Below are 24,331 nucleotides of genomic sequence, written 5' to 3' on the forward strand. Positions count from 1 at the left end.
TTCGGACATCGCCGCTCCTGCACATCCATGTGCTCGCGGCATACCGTCCATCCCGCTTCGGACATCGCCGCTCCTGCACATCCATGTGCTCGCGGCATACCGTCCATCCCTCTTCGGACATCGCCGCTCCTGCACATCCATGTGCTCGCGGCATACCGTCCATCCCGCTTCGGACATCGCCGCTCCTGCGCATCCATGTGCTCGCGGCATACCGTCCATCCCGCTTCGAACATCGCCGCTCCTGCACATCCATGTGCTCGCGGCATACCGTCCATCCCTCTTCGGACATCGCCGCTCCTGCGCATCCATGCGCTCGCGGCATACCGTCCTTCCCTCTTCGGACATCGCCGCTCCTGCGCATCCATGCGCTCGCGGCATACCGTCCATCCCTGGACATAAAAAAAGAGCCAGCGTTTGGCTGACTCTTTTTCATATTGGATTTGAGAGGATTAAACCCTTTAGTTGGCTAAATCATCAAAGAATTTTTTCACACCGTCGAAGAAGCCAGATGCTTTAGGGCGGTGGGTTTTACCACCCATAGATTCTTCAAGCTCTTCCAATAGCTCTTTTTGGCGCGCATTTAACTTCACGGGGGTTTCGACCACGACCTTACAAAGCAAGTCGCCAACCGCACCACCACGAACAGATTTAACGCCTTTACCGCGCATGCGGAACATGCGGCCGGTCTGCGTTTCTTCCGTGATCTTGAGGTTCACTCGGCCATCTAGGGTCGGTACTTCAATTTCCCCTCCCAGTGCCGCTTGACTGAAGCTAATCGGAACTTCGCAGTAAAGGTTGTTACCGTCACGCACGAAGATCGGGTGCTCTGCCACATGCACTTGAACATACAAGTCGCCTGCTGGTGCCCCTGTCTCACCTGCTTCACCTTCGCCGGCTAGGCGAATGCGATCACCCGTATCAACGCCCGCAGGAATTGAAACCGATAATGTCTTAGTAGTTTGCTTACGTCCCTGACCGTGACAATCATTACACGGATCTTTAATGACCTTGCCTTTACCATTACAGGTAGGACAGGTCTGCTGCACCGCAAAGAAACCTTGGCGCATCTGTACTTGGCCTTGGCCATGACAAGTGCCACAGGTTTGAGCTTTAGAACCTTTCTTGGCGCCAGAGCCATCACAGGTGTTGCAGCTTTCCCAGCTCGGGATCTTAATCTCTTTCTTAACGCCTTTAACTGCTTCTTCTAGCGATAGCTCCATGTTGTAGCGTAAGTCAGCACCGCGTTGTGGCCCGCGTCGTCGACCGCCGCCTCCACCACCGCCGAAAATATCGCCAAACACATCACCAAAGATGTCGCCAAAATCAGCGCCACCAGCACCACCAAAGCCACCTTGGCCTTGTTCAAAGGCGGCATGGCCATACTGATCGTACGCGCCTTTTTTCTGCTGATCAGACAAGACTTCGTACGCTTCTTTCAGCTCTTTAAATTTTTCTTCAGCGCCGGCATCACCGTCATTACGATCCGGGTGAAACTTCATTGCCAGTCGCTTGTAGGCTTTTTTGATGTCACGGTCTGAGGCATCTCGCCCCACACCCAGCACTTCGTAATAATCTCGTTTTGACATGTCCTGCTTTAGCCTTCAGTAGAAATACCAACGCGGACGCTTGTTTTCACAAACGTCCGCGCAAACTAGCGAGAGAAGAAACGACGGTTATTTTTTGTCGTCTTTAACTTCTTCAAACTCAGCATCAACCACGTCATCTTGTGGCTCTGCTTGTTCTTGCTGAGCCGCACCTGCATCAGCAGCACCTTGCTGTGCCTGCGCCTTGGCTTGAGCAATTTCCATCAGTTTGGCAGACGCTTCCATCAATGCCTGTGTTTTGGCGTCGATATCGTCTTTGGTACCAGACTTAGAAGCAGTCTCAAGTTCAACAACTGCCGCTTCGATGGTTTCTTTATCTTCCGCAGTCAGCTCGTCACCTGCTTCTTCTACTTGCTTACGAGTACCGTGAACAAGCGCATCAGCTTGGTTGCGAGCCTGTGCTAGCTCTTCAAACTTCTTATCTTCTTCAGCGTTTGCTTCTGCATCACGTACCATTTGATCGATTTCGTCATCGCTCAAACCAGAAGAAGATTTGATGGTGATTTTCTGCTCTTGACCCGTATTTTTGTCTTTAGCCGACACGTGCAAAATACCGTCAGCATCCAAGTCGAAGGTCACTTCGATTTGTGGCATACCACGTTGCGCAGGCTGAATGCCTTCTAAGTTGAACTGGCCTAGCGACTTATTCAAGCTCGCTTGCTTACGCTCACCTTGCAGCACGTGAATGGTCACCGCGGCTTGGTTATCTTCCGCCGTAGAGAACGTTTGGCTCTCTTTGGTCGGGATGGTGGTGTTTTTGTTAATGACTGAAGTCATCACACCGCCCATGGTTTCAATACCCAAGCTCAGAGGCGTAACGTCTAGCAGCAACACGTCTTTCACGTCACCGGCCAGAACACCACCTTGAACTGAAGCACCCATAGCAACGGCTTCATCAGGGTTTACGTCTTTACGTGGCTCTTTGCCGAAGAATTCAGTTACCGCAGTTTGAACCGCTGGCATACGCGTTTGACCGCCTACCAAAATCACGTCGTTGACTTCGCCTACCGACAAATCAGCGTCGGCCAATGCGATTTTCAACGGCTCAAGAGAGCGTTTAACTAGGTCTTCAACCAAGGATTCGAGCTTGGCACGCGTCAGTTTAATCGCCATGTGCTTAGGACCAGAAGCATCTGCCGTAATGTAAGGCAAGTTTACTTCGGTATTTTGCGCTGAAGACAATTCGATCTTGGCTTTCTCACCCGCTTCTTTCAAGCGCTGCATCGCCAGCGGATCGTTGCGCAAGTCAACGCCCTGCTCTTTCTTAAACTCGTCAACCAAGTAGTTGATAACACGGTTATCGAAGTCTTCACCACCTAAGTGAGTGTCACCATTGGTCGCCAGTACTTCAAAAGTGTGCTCGCCATCAACTTCGTCGATTTCGATGATTGAGATATCGAACGTACCACCACCTAAGTCATAAACCGCGATGATGTTGTCGCCTTGCTTTTTGTCCATGCCGTAAGCAAGGGCTGCAGCAGTTGGCTCGTTAATAATACGTTTGACTTCAAGGCCAGCAATACGACCGGCATCTTTCGTTGCCTGACGTTGAGAATCGTTGAAGTAAGCAGGAACTGTAATCACAGCGCCAGTTACTTCTTCACCCAAGTAGTCTTCTGCAGTTTTTTTCATCTTCTTGAGAATTTCTGCAGAAACCTGAGGCGCCGCCATTTTTTCTTCGCGAACTTGTACCCAAGCATCGCCATTGTCGGCTTTAACAATTTTGTACGGCATGATGTCGATATCACGCTGCACTTCTTTGTCTTCATACCGACGACCGATCAGGCGTTTGATAGCGAACAAGGTGTTAGTTGGGTTGGTCACAGCTTGACGCTTTGCAGCCTGACCAACTAACACTTCACCTTCTTCGGTGTAACCAATGATAGATGGTGTTGTACGATCGCCTTCAGCATTTTCAATGATGCGAGGCTTGTCGCCGTCTAATACGGCAACACATGAGTTAGTAGTACCGAGGTCGATGCCAATGATCTTACCCATAGTGGTCAATCTCCAAAAACTGATTTACTTCATTTTGTCTGTTGACTGTTAGATAGGGGCGGGCAACCTCATTTCAAGCATGGAGATAAAAAAAAGTAAAAATTTTTGCCAATTTAAGCGTTCAACTCGCTTTCTGGGCCAAGATATTTGAATCGAGGCTGCAACTTGCCAGCGACATTCACCGATTCAAAAAACATATTGAAGGGGCGAACCCATAACTCACCTTCGCCATAAAGTGGCTTATAAAGCACCAAGTACTCGTCTGTTTCGCTATGTCGTACAACATCAATCAACAAATATTCATTGCCTTTGTAATGTTGATATTTGCCCGCTTTAAAGGTTGGTTTGTTCATTGCGTGATCCTTACTGTGTTACGTTGCCAAAAGGTGAACATTGGCCGAATAATACCTTCGTTTTGAATGTAACGTTTACGCAACATGACATTCGCACAAACAATGTGGATTTATTGTGCAGATGCTAGAAGCGATTTCATTATTGCTGCTATTCTTTACTGACAGCTAAGAAGTGGAATTTCTTACCGGTAAAACAAACCAAGGAGTGGCGATGCAACTGTCCAGCAAAATGCTCGAAACAATGGACGCGTTTATGTTGTTGAGCGTTGTCAATATGAAGCTGAGAAACGAGTACAGCACGCTCAACTCGCTATGCCGCTCGTGTGACATTGATTGCGACCAGCTACAACATAAACTTCATAGTATTGATATGGAATATTACCCAGACAGTAATCAGTTTCGCTAATCAGCCAATACAAAAAAGCCACCGTTAAGGTGGCTTTTGTTTATCGCGATTGAGGCGACTTTATGAGGCAGCTTTGCTGACCATCACCATAGCGGCGCGCAACAACCGGCCATTTAACGTATAACCTTTTTGCATCACTGCCATCACCGTGTTGGGTGCCAGCTCAGCATTTTCTTGCATCGACATGGCTTGATGCAGTTCTGGGTTAAATGTCTCGCCTTGCGGATCAACCACGTCAACGCCAAATTTCGACACACCATCAACAAAGCTATTGAGCGTCATTTCAACGCCTTCGATCATCGGGGCCAATGCTTCTTGAGAGCGATCGGCAACCAATAATGCGCGTTCCATGTTGTCCATCACTGGCAGCAATTCGTTGACGAATTTCTCTAGTGCGAATTTATGGGCTTTTTCAACATCAAGGGCGGCTCGACGACGCACGTTCTCGGCTTCGGCCGCAGCACGAACCACAGAATCTTGTTGTTGAGCAATCGTTGCTTTGGCAGCGGCTAGCTCTTTTTCCAACGCAGCAATACGCTCGGCAGCTTCATCTACCACTTGCTCTTCTGCTGGTTGCTCAACGTCTTCAGCTTGAGTGGTTTCTTCTTGATTGGTTTGTTCCAACTCGGCTTGCTCTTGTTCCGGCTTTGGTGTTTGCTCTTGATCAGCCATTACAACTCCAGAGGGATATTTCAGGTTAATTCAATTGTTGGGCTAATTATGGGGATAGAAAAATTGGTTTCAAGTTCAGATCACAAACTTCTTAGTGCGGCGTTGCTAACCTCGCGCCCGCTTTAACGCCAGCGATAACATTTTTGCTGTGACATCAACCAAAGGTACAACCTTGTTATAGTCCATTCGCATCGGACCAATAACTGCCAATGCGCCAACCACTTCGCCTTCAACTTGATAGGGCGAGCTCACCACGGTGCAACTCGATAAGAAATCAATACCGCTTTCTTTACCAATAAACAGTTGAACACCATCGCTATCGAGGCATGAGTTAATTAAGTTAAGTAATTCGCCAGCTTCCAGCACGCCATCAAAAACATGTCGGATCTGCGAAATGTCTTGCGCAATTGCAGGATCGAGCAAGTGCTCTTCTCCGGCAATATGCCAACGTTTACCTTCGGTTGGTAAATCAGCTAATGCCAACGCTTGTTGGCCAACGGCGATGGCTTCATCTTCAATATCAATCCATTGGCGTAAATGTAATTTCAGCTGATCTAACGAATGCAGCGGCAGCAATTTGTTGAGTTGCTCACTCATTCGGCGCAAGCACTCCGCGGTTATCGACTGATGTAGTTGCATCATTCGATTATGAACCGAGCCGTCATCATGCACCAATACCGCCAGCACCCGTCCGTTGCCAAGAGCAACAAGCTCCACTTGAATCAGTTTCGCCGGCCGCCCTTGCGGCAACACCACAAAACCTGTCAATTGCGTCAATTCGGCCAGCATGTCACTGGCACTTTGGCACAGTTGCTGTGTTGGCATTGAGATATCGAGCTGCTGTTGCAACGGCACTTGCCAATCATCCATTTTACGCACGGCCAGCATGCTATCGACAAACACTCGCAAGCCATCTTCCGTTGGAATTCGCCCCGCCGAGGTGTGCGGCGACATGAGGTAACCCATTTTTTCTAATTGAGCCATGACATTGCGAACAGTGGCCGAGCTAGCTTGTATGGCGCCGTTTGCCGTCAACGCTTTTGATCCCACAGGGACACCACTGCGAATAAACTCTTCGATTAGCTGTTGCAGAACTTGTTGGGCTCGATCATTGAGTTGAGTCATAGGACAGACACCATCAAAAACACTTCTGTTTGATATGCGAATAACATGACATAATTTCAAGCCTGACCGGAACTTGTTCGATCACAGCTTAGAATATAATGTGGCTGCCAACGGCCATTACCGGGGCAATGACACAGGTAACTTATGACTGATTCAGTATTTAATAGAGTCGCCATTATCGGTAAACCCGATCATGCAGGCGCCAATGAAACCGTATTGGCACTGCTTGAATTAATGAAGCGAATCAACCAGCCTGTCGTGCTCGAAGAGCGCTTGTCGTCGTCCATCGGGTGTTCGAATCCAACGGCACCATTAGCAGAGCTCGGTAATCAAGCTGACTTAGCTATTGTTGTGGGTGGTGATGGCAATATGCTGGGCGCCGCTCGGGTGTTATCGCGCCATAAAGTGGCCGTTATTGGCGTTAACCGTGGCAACCTAGGCTTTTTAACCGATCTAAGCCCAGATGATTTTGAAGAGCCCTTGCTTGATGTTTTACGCGGCAACTATCAAACCGAACATCGCTTTTTATTGAACACCGAAGTTTATCGTCATGGTCAATTAAAAAGTGCCAACACCGCAGTCAATGAAGCCGTGCTTCACCCCGGTAAAATTGCCCACATGATTGCCTTTGAAGTATCCGTTAACGGCGACTTTGTATTCCAACAGCGAGCCGATGGCCTCATCGTATCAACACCAACAGGCTCCACAGCTTATTCCCTGTCGGGAGGCGGCCCGATTTTAACTCATGATTTAGACGCCATTTGTTTACTGCCCATGTTTCCCCATACGCTCAGCGCTCGACCCATCGCGATTGCGGCTGACAGCGAAGTTCGACTCCGTGTGCTAGAAGAAAATGGCGATAACTTAATGGTAAGTTGCGATGGCCACGTCACTTTAGCCGTTATGCCAGGTGATGAAATTGTCATCCGAAAAGCTAAACACCGACTGCGCTTAGTCCACCCTCCTGGCTATAACTACTATCAGGTTTTACGTTCAAAACTCGGCTGGGCCAGCAAACTGTTCTAGCGCATTTTTTCAACATAAAACTTGCACCCCGATAAAAACACTGTATAAATAAACATGCTTATACAGTATTTGTACAGGGGTCTTTATGTTACAGCAGCTCACCATTCAAAACTTTGCCGTTGTCGCATCCTTAACACTCGATTGGCATGCCGGCATGACCACCATTACAGGCGAAACCGGCGCAGGTAAATCCATCGCGCTCGACGCACTTAGCCTATGCATGGGCGCTCGCGCTGAGGCTGGCATGGTTCGTTCCGGAGCCGCTAAAACCGATATATCCGCTAGTTTCGATGTTCGCCGCCAACCAGAAGCCGTCCTTTGGCTTCAGCAACAAGACCTCGTATCCGATGACGCCAGCGAATGTATTATTCGCCGTACTATCACCAAAGATGGGCGTTCACGGGGCTATATTAATGGTCATCCTGTGCCTGCTCATCAACTCAAAGCTTTAGGCGGCATGTTGATTAATATTCACGGGCAACATGCGCACCTAGACTTATTGAAGAGTGAACGTCAGCAGGAGTTACTCGATAACTTTGCCGATAACCACAATGCTCAAGCCAAGGTCGCCAGCACCTACAAGCAGTGGCAACAAACCCTAAAACAACTGAAAACAGCTCAAAACCAACAAGAAAGTTTGCGCGATCGTTTGCAGCTACTTCGATATCAAGTCAATGAACTTAATGAATTTAACCCTGAGCAAGGCGAATTTGAGCAATTAGAGCTCGAATTTAAGCGGCTTTCCAACGCAGTCGAATTGATGACGACTTGCCACAATAGCCAACAATTATTGTCGGCCGCAGAGCCTGAAAATGTCATGACCATGCTGCATCAGGTACAACAATTATTAGCGACTGCTGGCGAAGTTGACGCATCGTTAAAACCGACTTTAGCTCTGTTAGAAGAAGCCAGAATTCAACTCGATGAAGCCGGTAATGAGTTGGACACCTTTGCAACCAACTTAGCAAGCGATCCTGAGCGTTTAAATCAAGTCGAGCAACGTCTACAAAAAACATTAGATCTAGCGCGCAAGCACCAAATTCAGCCTGAACAACTAGCCGCGCATCACCACCAATTGAGCCAAGAGTTGAGTCAGTTGGACGATCCTGAAATGCAGCTAGAGCAACTTCAACAGCTAGTTGAGCAAACGGAGTTGGAATATCACAACGCGGCGCAAGCACTGTCCAAGCGCCGACGTCATGCAGGTAAAAAGTTGGCGATAGCAATCGTTGATGAAGTGAAGCAAATGAACATGCCGTATACGAAAATTGAATTTTCGGTAACGCCTGCAAAACCTTCATCTCAAGGCTCCGATTCGATTCAGTTATTGGTCAGTACCAACCCCGGCCAAGCGCCTGGAGAGTTAGCAAAAGTAGCGTCAGGTGGTGAGCTATCACGTATTGGCTTGGCCATTCAGGTAGTTACCCACCATAGCCAAATCACGCCGACTCTCATTTTCGATGAAGTAGATGTAGGCATCAGTGGGCCAACAGCATCTGTGGTTGGTCGTATGCTCAAATCCCTAGGCGATCAAAGTCAGGTGATTTGCGTCACCCACTTGCCGCAAGTGGCTGCTAACGGACACCAACAATTGTTTGTGGACAAATTGATTGAGCAAAGCGTCACCGAAACACGTGTCACTTTACTCGATAAGAAATCCCGGATTCACGAGCTAGCTCGACTGCTCGGTGGCGAACAGATCACGGAACGAACGTTAGCAAATGCCCAAGAATTGTTGCTAGAAGCCTAATGCCGGTCTGACTTGCTGCGCATATTTTGGTTAGCAAATGTTTATCCAGCAATGTGACAAGAATACCAAAGCGATGGTGTACGAGACTCGTTGAACTAGGTATGATGCTCGCCATCTTGTTGTTAACTAAATATCACTACATCGAATGTTAAAAGCTGTTTTTATTGCCCTTGCTTTAGTATCTCTGTCCGGCTGCACATTTTTTAGCAATCTCGTTTATAAGATCGATATCCCTCAAGGGAACTATATCGATGAGAAACAAGTTAAAAAATTACGTGTTGGCATGAATAAAGACCAGGTTTTGTTCGTGTTGGGCACTCCTATGGTGAACAATTCGTTCGATACGACCTCTTGGAGTTACATCTACCGCTTTAAAAGTGGTCGAAATGGCTCAGTTATTAAGCGCTCTCTTGTGGTTACCTTCGATGAAGAAGAAAACTTGGCAGAAGTAACCGGCGACTACGAGCTACACGAAAACTTCCATATTCCGGTTGATGAAGATATCCCCGAATTTGAACAAGCAGAACCTGCGCCAGAAGCGGCTACACCAAAAGTAGTGGCCAAACCGGCATCGCTCACAGGTGATAATATTTGGTCTGTTAAAGTCGGCGAGTTTGCTAACCAACAAAACGTTAAGCGCTTGCAAGTCCAACTTGAGCAAGCTGGTTATGAAGTGAATTTACGACCTATTGATGCTGAGGCGGGACAAACCGTTTCTGTTTATGCAGCAGTAGCGCACAGTAAAGAAGCATTACAGGAGCAACTTGAGGCTATTGCTGAGTTGACTAAAACGCAGCCTATCGTCGCCCTGCTACCTCCTGCATAACACGCCGCTTAAGAATTTACTTATCTTCACTGGTGCGCTTCGAGTTAACTCGGCCGCCAGTGACTTTATCCGCCCGCCCTTCCTGTTTCGCTTTTTCTGCACGACGCTTGCGCACTTCTTTCGGATCAGCAATAAGCGCCCGATAGATCTCCACTCGGTCACCATCGGTTAGTATCGTTGATGGCTTACAAGCACGACTCCAAATACCAACTTTATTGGCCGCCTTAAAATCTATTTCAGGATGCATATCGAGCACACCGGATTGCGTAATCGCCTGCTCAACAGTGGTTTGTGGCGCAACGGCTAAACTCAGCAAGGTTTGCTTGTCATGCAACGCGTAAGCAACTTCAATTGTAATATCAGCACTCACCGTACACCTCCTGTGCTCGACTAACGAAAGCTTGCACCATGTTACTGGCCAATTGATGAAAAATTTTGTTGAACGCCGCCCCCAATAAACCACTCGAGAATTCAAAGTCTAATTTAAGGCTAACTCGGCAAGCATCTTCGGCTAACTCTGTAAACTCCCAAATGCCCTTGAGTTTTTTGAACGGCCCTTCAACCAATTCCATGTGAATGGCGTTTGGCGCAGTTAACGCATTATGAGTGGTAAACCATTTACTAATGCCACCTTTGGCGACTCGCAGCGATGCTTTCATATGGCTTTCAGACGTATCGAGCAATTTGCTTTCCGCACAGCCTGGCAGGAATTCTGGATATGCCGAAACATCATTAACTAAATCAAACATTTGCTTTGCACTAAAACCAACTAGCGCAAATCGATCAACGGTCGCCACTCAACAAACTCTCACATTAAAATTTTTCAGAGTGTATCACAGCCTGTTTTACACTTTGAACGCCTTGCACCGTAGCTTTCGGCCGTTGCGTGAGTATAATGAGCGCCCTATGGCTAAGAAAAAATCAAAAGACAAAAGCGGCTCCAATACCATTGCGCTCAACAAGCGCGCCCGTCACGACTACTTTATTGAAAAGGAATTCGAGGCTGGCTTGGAATTGCAAGGCTGGGAAGTAAAATCACTTCGTCAAGGTAAAGCAAACATCGCCGAATCGTACATTACCGTTAAAAATGGTGAATGCTTCATGTTTGGCTCTTCAATTTTACCTCTGACGGCGGCATCCACTCACGTTATTAGTGAACCTACGCGCACGCGTAAGTTATTGCTCAATCGACGTGAAATCGATCACCTCGTCGGCGCTATTGAACGCGATGGCAAAACCTTGGTGCCACTGGCGCTCTATTGGAAAGGCCCTTGGGTGAAGATTAAAATTGGCACTGCCAAAGGTAAAAAACTTCACGACAAACGTGACAGTGCAAAAGACAAAGACTGGCAGCGCCAGAAATCTCGGGTGATGAAGCACGGTTAACGCCGCTGCCTATTCTCTGAGCAAACAAACGCTAGGGACTAACGCAGGGACTGAGAACTCTGTTACAATCCCGCTGTCTATGACAAGACAACCTCTGGGGCCGATTTTGGATTCGACGGGGCTGACAAAGTCTTAGGTGCATGTCGAGGGGCGGTTTGCCTCGTAAAAAGCCGCAAACTAATAGTCGCAAACGACGAAAACTACGCTCTAGCAGCTTAATAACCTGTTAGTGCCTATCTGCCCTAGCTTCCGCTTGTAAGACGGGGAGTTCAGATAGTCAAACCCAAACAAGATCGTGTGGACGCCATGCCTGATGGCTGAAGCATTAAAACTAATTCAGGATAGTCAGTGCGTGGCGTGTCTTTCCGCAGCGTACCGGTGAATGTAAAGAGAGACTAAGCATGTAGTACCGAGGATGGCGCATTCACGGACGGGGGTTCAACTCCCCCCGGCTCCACCACACAACAGAATCAAGACGTCTCAGGACGTCTTTTTTCTTGCCAAAATAAAATAAATATCAATAACTTAAGTATCTTTAGGTATCTTTTAATCTCACTGCATCTCACTCCCCAAGAACACCAATCGGTATTCCAATCTGTTTGCTACACTCACCTTGGAATACCAAATTCATGGTGGCAATCATGGCTCGATATCGCCTTACAGATAAAGAACTTAAATCAGCAAAGCCCAAAGACAAAGACTACGTCCTAACTGATGGCGAAGGTCTGCAATTTAGAGTTCGTGCCAATGGTACACGGCAGTGGAATTTTAACTATCGCCACCCTTATAGCAAAAAGCGACTCAACATGGGCATTGGTACCTACCCAACTGTCACATTAAAAGCAGCCCGTGAAGCCGCGGACGAAGCTCGTAGCCTTGTTGCCAAGCATATTGACCCCAAAGAGCACCGAGAAGAACTTCGTTTATTGGTATTAGAGCAAACTCAGCACACACTGGAAAAAGTTACCGATGCCTGGCTTGCTACCCAGCAATCAACAATAACCGAAGATCATATCAAGGATATTCGCCGCTCACTTGAGCTGCACATATTTAAAGAGCTTGGTGATGTACCTGTTACAAAACTTAAAGCCCCAACAGTCATAACCACCCTAAAACGAGTTGAGCAACAGGGCAAATTAGAAACCGTTAAGCGACTGTGTCAACGCATCAACAAGGTAATGACATATGCAGTTAACTGTGGCCTCGTTGAGACCAATAACCTTGCTGGAATAAACGCCGCATTTATCAGTCCAACAAAAGAGAATCTCCCAGCCCTTGCACCAACGGAACTGCCAGAATTACTGAAAACAGCGTCCAATGCCAACATGCACAAAGTCACTAGAGCCTTGTTTGAGTGGCAACTCCATACTATGACAAGACCTGCAGAGGCGGCTGAGGCATCTTGGGCCGAAATCGACTTTGAAAATCAGCTCTGGATTATTCCCAAAGAACGAATGAAAAACGGTAAAGAGCACATCATCCCGCTCACCGAGCATGCTTTGGCTATACTCGATGCCATCAAACCAATTAGCGGGCACCGCCCATTTATATTTCCGTCAGATAGAGATCCTAAAAAACCTCGCAACACTCAAACAGTCAACGCCGCCTTAAAGCGAATGGGGTTCAAAGGAAGAACCGTTGGTCACGGGCTCAGATCACTTGCTTCAACCACGCTCAACGAAGAAGAATTCGACTCCGATATCATCGAGGCCGCCCTATCACACACTGGCAAAGACGAAGTTCGTAATGCCTATAACCGAGCCAAGTATTTAAAGCGACGTCGCAAGATGATGAACTGGTGGAGTAAGCATATTGAGAAAGCTGCGGCGAATCACCTACTCATGAGCCGTATTGAATAGCAGCAGCTAAATTTGGCCCCCCTTTACGGCTCTACAACTTAAGCTGTAGTAGCTCAGACCAGATCTGACAGCTAGCCGCTTTTGAGACGGTGTCTGTCAGTTTAGAATTGAGCTAAATTCTTTTCAGCTAATACACCTTAGGTTTGCTCTAATTCTTCAATCAGCTTGGGCCCTACTATTTGTTCGTAAGCATTCATTTGCTCCAATTCTTCAATCAGCTTGGGATTCACTTTATGTTCGTAAGCATTCATTCCCTTTAAATCATTAATAAGGCTGCCAATATTTTTCCAAGACTTGACTCTGAAAGAACCCGTTGCAGTCTTAGTTCGAGCCCCTTTGCCTGTAACTCTATTCCGAAGTAACTCAACTAAGTCTTGAGAAAGGCCTATCGCTTCCTTTCTATACAAAAACATACTACCAGTCATATCACTTATACTCGCAGTACCATAATCTTCTATATGGACAACATCAGACATTTTTACAGGAGCACTATAAAACCTCATATTGAGGTCAATATAAGTTTGCCAAGTATCTTCTATTAGATAATCTCTTGCACTAGAAAATAACGGTGAGCTTGTTCCTGAAAAGGATAAAATCAACTCCAGCTTAGCTCTTGTCATCGCCACATATAGTCTTGATAACTCTCTAAAGTGCTCTTCTACTGGCAAGTGAAGATCAGGAATTACGCCTTCGCTACAGTTCAATATACAAACATAATCAAACTCAAAACCTTTAGTCTGCTCTAAATCAGACATAAACAAGGAACCCTCGTTTATATCGACATTGCCGGTCAACACTGAAACTCCTATTTTCTTTGCATAGAGTTCTATCTCATGATGGGTATAGCCAGCAATGCAAATACAGCCTTTTTGATTGGTTTTTAAGTTTTTATTTAAGTAATCAAACGCTGAAGAGAGCTCGACAGATAAGTTTTTTGCTTTTAAAAGCAGGGGATTGGATCCTGAAAACGATGCGTATTCTGGATCGAGAACCTCGAAGTCATCAGATGAAATCATCTCCTCAGTTAAGTTTTCTTCCAGTACATTATTTGCAAGTTCTAGTATTTCTCTACTGTTGCGATAATTTCTAGTTATGCTCTTGGATCGACTTCCGTGAATATCTATTCCAGCCTCTTTCAAATTCTGGTACTTAGTTGATATTTTTTGTGCAGCATCACCGCATATAAATATGTCATTCGCATTCTCTGCGACAAGACTTCTAGCAATAGAGAATTCTATATTCCCAAAATCTTGAGACTCATCAATTAGTACTGAGCGATATTTTGGAACAACCTTGCTAATATGCCTATATACTGCTGTAGAAATATTTAAGTAGTCAGTTACACCAACCATCTTCATTTTCCGTTCCCACGCAGAAAGGCCTTTTAGTAAAGTTTTTCGTTGCCTTTCGTTTAGTGGGATAGTCCTACCTTGCCTTGGAATTCCCAGATAATTATTTCTTTGATGAGAAGGAAGCGCACTTCTTATCCAGTCAAATTCTTCTTTGATATAATTTTCAGCATCTACTCCCTTGGAAATCAATCTATCGTGAATTTCATGAAGAACTTCAGCATCATTATTTCCCAACTCACAACGATAAAATTCTCTCCAAACTTCATCTATGTGCTCACCACTTTTCCACGTTGTGTCTTCGTATAGCTTTCTATTATTTGGCTCAAACTGATTCAATAAATCTTGCCCAACAGCAAAAAATGGTTTCACTTCAATTCGCAAGATAACTTCTTCATCTGACATTTGATTAACTAATTTCTCAATCAAAACAGCTAAAGGTTTATTCAGTGTTACAACTAAAATATTTTCGCGTGGGTATTTTTTTGCTAAGTAAATTGCGCGCTGAATAACAACACATGTCTTGCCTGAACCGGATACTCCTAACAGCTTCGCAGGGCCGTTGAAGTCACTAAACGCAACCGACTCCTGATCTGGATGCATAAACAGCATCCACTCTTTGTACTCACTGCCTTCAGCGAACTTCCTCAATAGCTCCGGATATTGCGCCGAATCTGGAGATATTTTCTTTAAGAACTCGCTATCAACAACGACAGAATCAACATCTATTTCCTCGATTGGTTTAATATCTCCGAGATAAAGCTGTATGACCCGGATAGCATTTTTGATATCACCAGAAATTAATGATAGAAAGGCATCTCTGACTGCAACCGAATAGTCTCCGTCAAGCTCTGAAGTAACATGATATAAAAGGTGTTCATCAAAAGAAGTAAGCCTATCGATCTCCCTCTGAACTTTTCTCGGTGACTCCTCTAGAAAACGGTCGAGTAAGTTCTCATCAATAAGATCAATCAACAGTTCGTTATGCCGAAAACGCTTATCAACAATAGGCGTTCCGTCACCGATAACTGAGCTTTGACTTTTTACTTCAACAAATTGATTTTTTTTATCAAGGGCAAAAGACATGCCTTTATTTGCATTCAACCAAGCATCTACAGCATTATGGTCACCAACAAATAGCAATAAACAATTACCATTTGATTGGACTGTAACTAACCTTGACCTGCCACATAGATCATATTTAATACAGTTCTTAATCCTTGTTTCACCATGATTGGTCGTTTTACAGCCATGCAGAGGGTTATCTTGTTTCAGAGCTACCCGACCAACCAAAGCTTCGGCATCTTTAGCCGCTTTACTAAACGAGCTTCCTTTTTTAGATAAATTAACGATCGACTCTCGAAATTTACTATATTCATAAAACTGCATTAAAGTTGTCCTTAACTTTTAAAAATATCGATACTGGTTTCCAGGCATTTACGAAGGCTTAAATCGTTAACGCCCACACCAAACCAGCTATCAGGCTTTTGGAAGAAATCCAGTCCACGACCAATTTTTACAGTCCAGCCGCTATCAATTCGGATTTCACGATCATGCAAATTCTCATTGATCTTCACATCTAGCTTGACGTCCATTTCTAGAAGGCTTTGTTGGAGATCTTTGAGCGCTTCAGCCATCTCTTGAATGTTAGTTTTGTCATCGTAAGCAGTGACTAGAGTGATGCTTTCGATGGAGGGCTGCTTGATTAATGCCTCGCAGAAGCGGACGAAGTTGTTGAGCTGGTGTTTAGCCCTAATATACGGGTCTTCAATAACTACTGATTTAGCCTTTGCCAAGTAAGGTAAAATGATAGATTCATAGCTATAGCCTGTCGCACCATAATTAATTTTAAAGTGCTGTTCTTTAAGTTCCTGTTCAGCGGTTACCGCAGTATCAGGAGAAGCCTCTGCATCAGCTACGTTCGTTGTTGTTTGACTAGAAGCGGTCTGCGACTGCGGTATGCTTGTATCAACCGTTGGCTCAGCCTCTTCAGAAACTAAGCTTGGCTTGCTCGGCTCAAGAGTGGCTAATGCGCCAATGGTCTCAGGGCATCGAACGATAACTTCCTCGCCCTTTGCGTTAATGTATGAAAGATCGATATTGGCAAACTCATCATCGGGCTTGCGCTTGTTCATCTGCTCTTTTACCCGACGGCGGCATTCAACGGCATATTCCACATATTGCTCAAACTCTTGATCGGAGCACTCCCCGTGTGGGTGTAGAATTTTAATAAATGAGCAAACTGTTTTCTTGATGCCCTTTTCGTCTCGCCCTTCGATCGACTTACCCAGCTTAATGCGTTTATTGACCATCTCATATACGTTGACAGACTTAAGCTGATGGTGGAAAGCTTCTGCCAAATAATCGGTGATGAAACCATAGTTATCCGTTAAGAAGTCACTTGAGTTTTTAGGCATTTCCCAGCCAGGGAGGTATGCATAGAATCGATCCATGACTGCCAGGTCAAACTCTTTCGGCAACGGTTGGAACAAGTCATATTCCGTAGAGTTAACGACTTGCTGTACTGATAAATCCAAGTTCCCCACAAACGCGGTACTTGCATCTGCAATCACCTCTTTGCCTCGAGAGAAACGGCCATTAGCCATGAAGTCTTTCAAGATCTGGATAACATCAGGATCTTTCACCTTCATGTTACCTACTTCGTCAAAGGCTATGGTATCCCAGTGACCGACTAAGCCGGTCTCTTTGCGATTTTTGTTATAGAACAGAGTTGCAACTGTCGCCTGACCACCAGAGATCAGGGTCGAATAAGGGGAAAACTCACTATAAAAGTATGACTTACCAGTACCACGGGGCCCAAGCTCAACAAAATTAAAGTTAGCTTCAACCAATGGAGCTAAACGAAGTAGAAAATGAAACTTTACCCGCTGTTCAAGCTTGGTTGGCTCCAAACCTACCGACCTAAGTACAATATCCATCCACTCATCACGAGTGAGTAATGCACGACCGGCTTTGTAGGCATCAAAGTCGAAGCGGCTTAATTGAATTGGTCGAAGTTCCTCAATGTAGAAGGCGTAGTCATCCTCTTCGATTTCATTAAAGGCGAGCTTAACTTCGGCCCAAATACCGCCTTCAAGAAGTCGCTTGTTCTCTTTATAAAACTTCTCTCCAACAGCAATTTTCTGCGAGTTGAAGTTCTCTAATGATGCCCAGTGGCGTTTCTTGGTTTCAACGTAACGAACATGCACCTTATCAATAAACTTATGGCGACCTTTGGTTGCAACTTTAGATTGAGCTGCGTTTGATTCATCAGGACGAACATAATTGTCGGACAAGGTCTCTAAGACAGCTTCTAAGCCTGCCTGAATTTCATCCTCATCATCACTCGCACAATATCTTGCAAGCAAGAACTCAAGAACGAAAGTGGGCACATTGGTACCCTTCTTAATGCGTTGAAGCAGATCTTTACGAACTAATTTGCCGTCAAATATCTCTATCAGTTTATTGTCTAGTTTATCCACTATTTTGTCCTTAAACGGCATAATCAGTTTGAAGTTCTAGCGCGCTGCCCAACATCGTGTTCGTCACTGGGTCGATTGCTTTAACCTTAAACGAACCTTCAAACTCAGGATCCATCTTAAGCGTGACTTTAATTGTTTCTCCTGGCTCTAACGTCACTGTACCAGTAGCCGCATTCACATACTCGCCTGGACGGGCTTCTCCCACAACTTGAAGGTTTTTGCCTGTACCGGAATGAGCTTCAAGCAATACCTCTGTAGCTTCTAGGTCATCAGCCCCACCAAATAGGTCGGCACTTAGTGATTCCAGGGTAAGCTCAATCACAGCAAAGCGTGTTGTAATGCGTTTAGCTCCCTTCTTGTAGTCGAGCTTCACATTGGCCGTTTGACCGCCTTTAATCACATTAGGCTTTAAGGTGATCTCGATAACGGGAAGTAGGCACTCTTGTAGCGACAAGCCACCATGATAGTAGAGCTTCCCTCTACGATAAGGAGATAGAGAACGGGGCCCAGCAAAGGTTTGAATGTTTGATTTGATGCCGACATTATTTGACGAGAGGCTGTAGTGATACTCATCCAGATTTCCGGTGCCGAGTAGCATGCGCTGATGCTCTACTTTCCAACAGTTATCAGGTTTTGTAACCGTATCGCCAGCTTCTTGAGCATTGTTCATGTAGAAGCCGTGGTCTGTCACAATAAAGACCTTTTGGAAGCCTTGATCTTGCAGCTTATTTACCGCTTGCCGGATCTGCTTTAATTCTCGCTGCATCATCGCTGGAGCATCTTCGGGATGGCTCTCAAAAAAGCTATCTATTTCAGTGGTGCGCAACACCAACAAATCAACTGAGGACTCAACTGATTTCTTCTTCGGCATTTTGACAAAATCTTTTAACGGCATCTCAGCAAAGCGATCACCATAGTTAGATTTAAACACCCCCATGCGTTCCTCAGCTTCGCCGACCGGCTTTCCATCGTAAAGTGCTTTGGTTTTGCCGTCTTCTAGAGCTAAGGAAAGCTTGTCATAAGCACCTGGTAATAAGCTCGCCATGCCCAATGACGTAATCGATGGCAACGTAGCAAAGCTAACCGAAAGCTGCGTATCTGCATCTTCTGCGAGCTGTTTATTCAACTCATACCCCAGCTCATAACGCAGCGCATCAACCATTAAATAGGCCACCCGGTTTCCACGACTCTTCAGCAGTGGTGAGACTTTGCTATCAAAGAGCTGAGTATTAGATACGATCTCAGCAGGAGGCCAGCCTGAATCATGAGTAAAGTGAGTAAAGCCCTGCTGAACTGGTTCAACAAGTTTGCGGTAATGCTTACGAACTAAACCAACCACTCCAGGCATTAATTCATCGGCATTAGGACAATCATTTACAGCTTGCTCAAACTCACGGTGCAGCTGATCGGCTCGACGTAGTGAAGACTGGTAAAACTCAATCAGATCATTTTGCTTTTTAATAAAGTTGGGTAACTCGCGCTCTAAGTCCTCGCATGTTTCCAGTAAACGCTGCGATGATTTAACAAGCTCCCAATTTACCAAGCTCTCACTGTTTGAAGACCAAACGGAGTTAGCGTGTTCACTAACAATTTTGCGAGTTAAATCGCCATTATCAGCAAGGAGAGCATCAATGGCTTGTCGTAAGTAACACTTCTCTTCAAACGGGAAGGTATCTCTATGCCCCAGCTTGGTTATGTTGGCACATAGTGAATCAAGCTTTAATTCCGTTTCAATAGAGCTTGCTCGCTCAATATAAAGGTTTTGATAATCGGTGTGTTTTCTTAGGTTATCACCTAGCTCTTCAATAATGGGTTTAGCAGAAAGCTTAGCTACAGGAACATCAGCTAAACTCGTTGGAACCGCTTCATTGAGCTCAAACACAAACTCACTAAAGAGCACAAAACGCCAAAGCTCATCGGCGATGGCAGACCAGGACCTTTGCTTGGTGCGAAGAGCTAGACCTAAGCTTGAACTTAGTAAGCTTTGAGCTTCTGTGTACCAGCTAGATTCAGCAGCTAACTTAGCCTGAACTTCTTTGCTCGCAACCATCAATTTAAACAGTAGGTTTGAAGCTCCCTCTGCCCCAAGAGCGGCTTGTAGCGTTGGCCAATTCACCCCGCCACCAATCGCATTAATCACATCAAAACTAGGTTTTTCATTCTGTGCAAATAACTCTCTGATTTCTGTTGCTTGATCGGGCTTCGCCTTTAAGCAAATATCCAGGTAGTTATCACCTGAACGTTCAGGATCAGGAAAAACACTTCCAGCAACAGCATACAAAGCGAAAGGATCTTTTTGCTTCTCTTCTTCTTCCATTGGCGCTGCTTTGGGTACATAAATCAAAAGCTGCTTGCCAGATTTCAATTGTGACAACGTACTGATGGCCTGCTGGCGAGTTGCCAAAGAACCTTCGCCTACATCAATGACAGTGCATTGATCGGTTGCCAGTTCTTGAGCCAGTTGATGGTAGCGCTGCTCTCCATCGTAAATGACCAAAACACTGGTATCTGCTAAGCGCTTTTCAAGAATGTCACTCTTTATGTATTGCTCAATACTCACAGAGAACCTCCCATTGGCGTAGAAGCCTTATTAGAGCGGTAGAGTTTTAGGCGCTCATCGATAGCAATTTTTTCTTTGATGTAGGAAGCCAGTTCTGCATCAGACAGTGGCTTAGGCTGCCATTCCATCACGGGCTCTTTTTTACGGCCCTTGACTACAGCCACCTCATGCCATAAGTCATCTTCAACATCGTGAGCAATGGCTAGGCTACGATCTTCATGACATTTTTTAAGCACACGTTCAGGCCACGTAGAAAAGGCTAAATGCGCCCAGTCGTAATCACCAGCTTCAAGTTTTTCCCAGGTTTGTTTTAGCTTTTTCTGCCAAGCTTTATGTTGGAATAGGCGCCACAAGGGGGCGGCCGTTATTTGAATACCGTCATTCTTGTTTGGAACCCAAAACCGGCTTACTCGCAGAAGTTCTTCTTTATAATCGACAAGTTCAAAATAAGTGTCGCGTAGATCCTCAAGTTTTCTAATTCCTGTGGGAGACTGGCTGTTCTCCTGCTCAAGAATTAAAATTTCCCTACGACAAGTCTCGATCTTGGGCTCAACGCCCTCGTTGACACACTTTAATAGTGTCTGGTGCCCTACATTTGGGTAATAGAACCAGAAAGTAATCTTCTTACTGGATGTTTGTAAGGGCCAATAAATTGGGGCCTGCCTTCTACTGTCAGTATATAACTTCAAGTGGTAAACAAAGAAGTTAGAGTCAAGATACTTTTCTAAATCAATTTTTATTATTAATTCATATTTAGAAATTTTCGAACCAATATGATTTACCAAGCTTTCTGAGCTTAAGTAATCTGTATTTACCGAGGCAGATTTTAACCTTGGCGCAACCCTATCAAAAGGTTCATCGACTGCATCTTTTTCAGCCGGATAAATACGGTCATCAAAACGCCCAAAGGAAACCCCAACAGCCCAACTCAAAAACTCCTTTTCCTGTTCGGCTAATGTCCTTTCACTCCCCTTAATTGCAGTTCTTGGTTGAGCCTCTACTTCTTTCCTTCCAACTTCGTCAATACCGAATATTTTGAAACAAAGCTGATCCACATCTTTTTGCAACTCTTCAATAAGTCTATATTTTCTAGTGACCCCCTCTACATATTCTTTCACAAGAATATTCGGGAGTTCGAAATTATCTGAAGTCTCATTGTTAACATCAATGGATTTCATTAATTCAAATAGTTTCTCAGATTTATTCTTAAGGTATATTTTTTCTGGTTCAGAAAGCCTAGGAACTGGAATATTTTGAATTATTCCCACTTCATAATGTTTTCGTGCCTCTGCGGCGAGGCCAAGGGACATCGAAACAAGATATTTAAATATCTTCGAGTTAATAATAGCAAGATAGGGTGACAACTCATCCCATGAATCAGTAGGGCTGAAAAGTGTCGGCGCCATGTGACTTATAATACAATTTTTAGGAAGAACTCTTGCCGATAAGTCGCTGGTTGTGGCGTTAGACCATGTAATTCCAGGCTTTCTGTAATAATCTACTGCATTTATCCATCTGCTCCATTGATTGGGCTTTCCAATTTTTTGGTCTAAGTAAGCTTTAAGCTCCTGGCCTTCGCCTGCCCAATTGATCTTGAGTTTAAGATCGGCGTAATATGGGGAGAACTCTCCTCCTTTTGCTAGCGTAAGCCACCCCCCTAAGTCTTCAACCTCCCATTTAGTTCTAATGAACCGAAAGTCATCTGTAGTAGCTAAACCTTTCGTAGCAACTAAATCTTTTTCACTCGATGTTAGCTTCGGATAGTTTATGAATGTATTTCGAACTCTTTCACTTACCCAGTAAGAAAATGGTGATCCAGGAACAACTTCAAACTCTTTTGGACTAGTATAGAAAATGCATTCTCTAGCAGTACCTTTATTGTGATATTTTACAGACCTCTTTAATTCTTCTTCTTTGTCTCCATCAAATAAGAGTCGAATAAAAATGCTCATGAATTTAGCTCCATAACATATGCTGCGGCTTCTACCATTGCGTCATCCATTACACCAACACCTAAATCAGCAAACACTTCTTGATTTACTTTTTCTAGCAAAATTTCTTTTCGCCAGTTTTTGTATGAGGCTAAAAAAAAGCAAGTTCTCGAAGTAATAGAGCCTAATCGACCTCTATCACGCAGAAAGTCTATTCCTCGTTCAACAAATGCGGATAGAATATCACTGTAACTATACTTATATTCTCTAGTAGAAAATTCTTTGCATCTAATAGAGAATATTCCAAACGGCGGGTTCATCAAAACCACATCAAAGCGCTTCTTGCATAAGTCAATAAACGAAAAACCTTTCGCCGCATCCGATGCAAACAGCCGCTTTTGCTCTGTCACACTTGAAGAAGTTGATCTTGAGTATTGTGCTAAAGCATCAAGTATTTTCTGCTCAGCTTGCAGCCAAAAGTCTTCATCATCAATATCCGACACATCAAAATCGACTTCGCCACTGCTCTTAGCCACTTTGGCCAAATCCGGAAATTGGCTCAGCATCTGATTTTGTTGCAGCCAGATTTCTTTAGCACCAGAGATTGCTTCTTCAATCTCTTTTTCAATTTTAAGTAGCGTACCGGCTTCACCTGCCAGTTGCATTTTTTCGAAAATAACCTCAACTAGCTGCCCCAGCACGGTTGGTTTAAGCTGCGAAGTGAACTCTTGAAGCACCTCCTTTTCACCCGGCATGGGTTCGGCACAAACAATATTTGATTTAGTAATTTGTGGGCGCAACTGTGGCTTAACAGCCGCTCTTTGCCAGCTGTTATGCGCGCGTTGCCAGAGTGACATACCCGCTACTTGGGCTGCGCGCGGGTCAATATCTACACCGTGGATATTGTTCTCGATAATCAAGCGAGGGACATCGATTAAGAACTCTTCTTTGTTGCTATAGGTTTCTGTTAACGCTTGTTTCGTACTTTCTCGGGTGAATATATGAACACCCAGGCTTAATTCAAGCTCCCAGGCTTCTTCATAGATACGTTCAAACAGGTCAAAACAATAGAGGCCAAAGTGCATAGAGCCACAGGCAGGGTCGAGCATTTTAATATCTCGAGGGTCTTTTAATGCTCTGTGCTCAATATACACAGTTTGTTGCAGCAACTCTTGTTGGCTTAAGCGTTGGTTTTTTTCTTGTTCTGGTGCTTGTTCGCTTTCGGTTAAGAAGGCTTCATTGGGCCGTTTAACCAGGTATTCACACTCTTCAACGAGCTTGGTTTGTCCTTGAGTCATTTCGTACCAAATGCGACCCAAGGTATTGTCGGTTAGAAATTCAACCACATAGCGCGGGGTGAAAAATTGGTTTCGGACGGCAAGCTCTCGGCTATTGCGTGGAGCTTGTGAAGCATCACGCATTTTTTTGCGCTCTTCTTGAGAATTAAAGTATTGATAGATCCAACCAATGGTTTCATCTTCTGCCCATAGTGGCTCAATTTCATCGTGGTTGATTAAATCTAATAGCTCTAACAGTACAGGCGTTGATGGAAATAGACGCCCCTGTGTTGCAAACCGGTCAAACAATACCGAGAGGTCTAACGCAAACTCATCAAAAATGCTAAAGAGATAGTGACGATAAGAGTCTCCTGTTTCTCCTAAGCTGGTTCCGGCAAGCCGATGAAATAGTTGAAAGCCTTTAGAGTCATACCCATTGGCGATGGATTCTGTTAGAAAACCACGGGCTTCACTCATTCGTAAAGCAGTTAAACGGTTAAGCACGGTAAATGCCTGCTCTCTGACAATACGGTCGAGTGCTGCAAGTCTGTTTTCTTTCTCTTTGCTTTTGCCTTTAACGTGGTCGCTAGCAGCAAGATAATGCTCAAACGTTTCTCTTAACAGTTGAGCTGTCTCTTGTTGGTGTGGCGTTAAGCCTGCTAAAGATTCTAAATCAGCAACTTCACCCGTTGCTGGGTTCATGCCATAAGTTGCTTGTAATTGACGG

18 protein-coding genes and 1 other RNA gene are annotated in these 24,331 nt (G+C 45.0%); 7 read left to right on the plus strand and 12 right to left on the minus strand.

Annotated features, from left to right (window positions below; translation table 11 throughout):
- Positions 1 to 458 precede the first annotated feature (458 nt).
- The 3 genes from dnaJ to K0504_RS10220 all read right to left on the minus strand — a co-directional run bounded on the left by dnaJ (position 459) and on the right by K0504_RS10220 (position 3,955).
- Positions 459 to 1,586: a molecular chaperone DnaJ gene (gene dnaJ / locus K0504_RS10210; RefSeq protein ID WP_220104093.1), complete on the minus strand. Its 1,128-nt coding sequence runs from the start codon at positions 1,584 to 1,586 to the stop codon at positions 459 to 461.
- An 87-nt stretch (positions 1,587 to 1,673) separates the two neighbouring features.
- Complete coding sequence (dnaK, locus tag K0504_RS10215) at positions 1,674 to 3,602, minus strand: molecular chaperone DnaK (protein ID WP_220104094.1); 1,929 nt, start codon at positions 3,600 to 3,602, stop codon at positions 1,674 to 1,676.
- Positions 3,603 to 3,715: 113 nt separating this feature from the next.
- Positions 3,716 to 3,955: a DUF1653 domain-containing protein gene (locus K0504_RS10220; protein ID WP_220104095.1), complete on the minus strand. Its 240-nt coding sequence runs from the start codon at positions 3,953 to 3,955 to the stop codon at positions 3,716 to 3,718.
- Positions 3,956 to 4,166: 211 nt separating this feature from the next.
- Between K0504_RS10220 and K0504_RS10225 the strand changes: the two genes are divergently transcribed.
- Positions 4,167 to 4,361: a DUF4250 domain-containing protein gene (locus K0504_RS10225; RefSeq protein ID WP_220104096.1), complete on the plus strand. Its 195-nt coding sequence runs from the start codon at positions 4,167 to 4,169 to the stop codon at positions 4,359 to 4,361.
- A 60-nt stretch (positions 4,362 to 4,421) separates the two neighbouring features.
- On the opposite strand, the gene grpE is transcribed toward K0504_RS10225, so the two are convergent.
- The gene (gene grpE, locus K0504_RS10230; RefSeq protein ID WP_220104097.1) at positions 4,422 to 5,033 is read right to left on the minus strand and encodes a nucleotide exchange factor GrpE; all 612 of its coding nucleotides are present in this window, start codon (positions 5,031 to 5,033) and stop codon (positions 4,422 to 4,424) included.
- Between the two features lie 105 nt (positions 5,034 to 5,138).
- Positions 5,139 to 6,158: a heat-inducible transcriptional repressor HrcA gene (gene hrcA / locus K0504_RS10235; protein WP_220104098.1), complete on the minus strand. Its 1,020-nt coding sequence runs from the start codon at positions 6,156 to 6,158 to the stop codon at positions 5,139 to 5,141.
- Between the two features lie 144 nt (positions 6,159 to 6,302).
- Here hrcA and nadK point away from each other — a divergent pair, with 144 nt between their 5' ends.
- The 3 genes from nadK to bamE all read left to right on the plus strand — a co-directional run bounded on the left by nadK (position 6,303) and on the right by bamE (position 9,760).
- On the plus strand, positions 6,303 to 7,184 hold the full coding sequence (gene nadK, locus K0504_RS10240; protein WP_220104099.1) for an NAD(+) kinase: 882 nt from the start codon (positions 6,303 to 6,305) through the stop codon (positions 7,182 to 7,184).
- Positions 7,185 to 7,269: 85 nt separating this feature from the next.
- Positions 7,270 to 8,934, plus strand: coding sequence for a DNA repair protein RecN (gene recN / locus K0504_RS10245; protein WP_220104100.1), 1,665 nt, complete (start codon positions 7,270 to 7,272; stop codon positions 8,932 to 8,934).
- A gap of 145 nt (positions 8,935 to 9,079) precedes the next feature.
- A complete protein-coding gene (bamE, locus tag K0504_RS10250) occupies positions 9,080 to 9,760 on the plus strand; it encodes an outer membrane protein assembly factor BamE domain-containing protein (protein ID WP_220104101.1) in 681 nt (226 codons plus the stop codon).
- 16 nt (positions 9,761 to 9,776) lie between these two features.
- On the opposite strand, the gene K0504_RS10255 is transcribed toward bamE, so the two are convergent.
- Together K0504_RS10255 and K0504_RS10260 are read right to left on the minus strand one after the other, a co-directional pair.
- Entirely contained in the window at positions 9,777 to 10,130 is a 354-nt protein-coding gene (locus tag K0504_RS10255; protein ID WP_220104102.1) for an RnfH family protein, read from the minus strand.
- On the minus strand, positions 10,120 to 10,557 hold the full coding sequence (locus K0504_RS10260) for a type II toxin-antitoxin system RatA family toxin (RefSeq protein ID WP_220104103.1): 438 nt from the start codon (positions 10,555 to 10,557) through the stop codon (positions 10,120 to 10,122). The genes K0504_RS10255 and K0504_RS10260 overlap by 11 nt, the downstream gene beginning before the upstream one ends.
- Positions 10,558 to 10,666: 109 nt before the next feature.
- Here K0504_RS10260 and smpB point away from each other — a divergent pair, with 109 nt between their 5' ends.
- From smpB to K0504_RS10275, 3 genes are all read left to right on the plus strand, one after another.
- On the plus strand, positions 10,667 to 11,146 hold the full coding sequence (smpB, locus tag K0504_RS10265; RefSeq protein WP_220104104.1) for an SsrA-binding protein SmpB: 480 nt from the start codon (positions 10,667 to 10,669) through the stop codon (positions 11,144 to 11,146).
- A 96-nt stretch (positions 11,147 to 11,242) separates the two neighbouring features.
- Positions 11,243 to 11,606: a transfer-messenger RNA gene (ssrA, locus tag K0504_RS10270) on the plus strand.
- 181 nt (positions 11,607 to 11,787) lie between these two features.
- Positions 11,788 to 13,005, plus strand: a complete 1,218-nt coding sequence (locus K0504_RS10275) for an integrase domain-containing protein (RefSeq protein WP_220104105.1) — start codon at positions 11,788 to 11,790, stop codon at positions 13,003 to 13,005.
- Positions 13,006 to 13,142: 137 nt separating this feature from the next.
- Here K0504_RS10275 and K0504_RS10280 read toward each other — a convergent pair whose 3' ends face one another.
- From K0504_RS10280 to K0504_RS10300, 5 genes are read right to left on the minus strand one after another with little or no spacing between them, the layout of a single operon-like run.
- Positions 13,143 to 15,743, minus strand: coding sequence for a UvrD-helicase domain-containing protein (locus K0504_RS10280; protein ID WP_220104106.1), 2,601 nt, complete (start codon positions 15,741 to 15,743; stop codon positions 13,143 to 13,145).
- An 11-nt stretch (positions 15,744 to 15,754) separates the two neighbouring features.
- A complete protein-coding gene (brxL, locus tag K0504_RS10285) occupies positions 15,755 to 17,836 on the minus strand; it encodes a BREX system Lon protease-like protein BrxL (RefSeq protein WP_220104107.1) in 2,082 nt (693 codons plus the stop codon).
- 10 nt (positions 17,837 to 17,846) lie between these two features.
- Positions 17,847 to 20,396 (minus strand): PglZ domain-containing protein, encoded by a 2,550-nt coding sequence (locus K0504_RS18565; protein WP_220104108.1) that lies wholly within the window; start codon positions 20,394 to 20,396, stop codon positions 17,847 to 17,849.
- On the minus strand, positions 20,393 to 22,348 hold the full coding sequence (locus K0504_RS10295) for a BREX-1 system adenine-specific DNA-methyltransferase PglX (protein ID WP_220104109.1): 1,956 nt from the start codon (positions 22,346 to 22,348) through the stop codon (positions 20,393 to 20,395). The genes K0504_RS18565 and K0504_RS10295 overlap by 4 nt, the downstream gene beginning before the upstream one ends.
- Entirely contained in the window at positions 22,345 to 24,306 is a 1,962-nt protein-coding gene (locus K0504_RS10300) for an Eco57I restriction-modification methylase domain-containing protein (protein ID WP_220104110.1), read from the minus strand. Before K0504_RS10300 ends, K0504_RS10295 begins: the two co-directional genes overlap by 4 nt.
- Positions 24,307 to 24,331: the final 25 nt, after the last annotated feature.

This window comes from Neiella holothuriorum (assembly GCF_019457915.1).
In the GTDB taxonomy this organism is placed as follows: domain Bacteria; phylum Pseudomonadota; class Gammaproteobacteria; order Enterobacterales; family Neiellaceae; genus Neiella; species Neiella holothuriorum.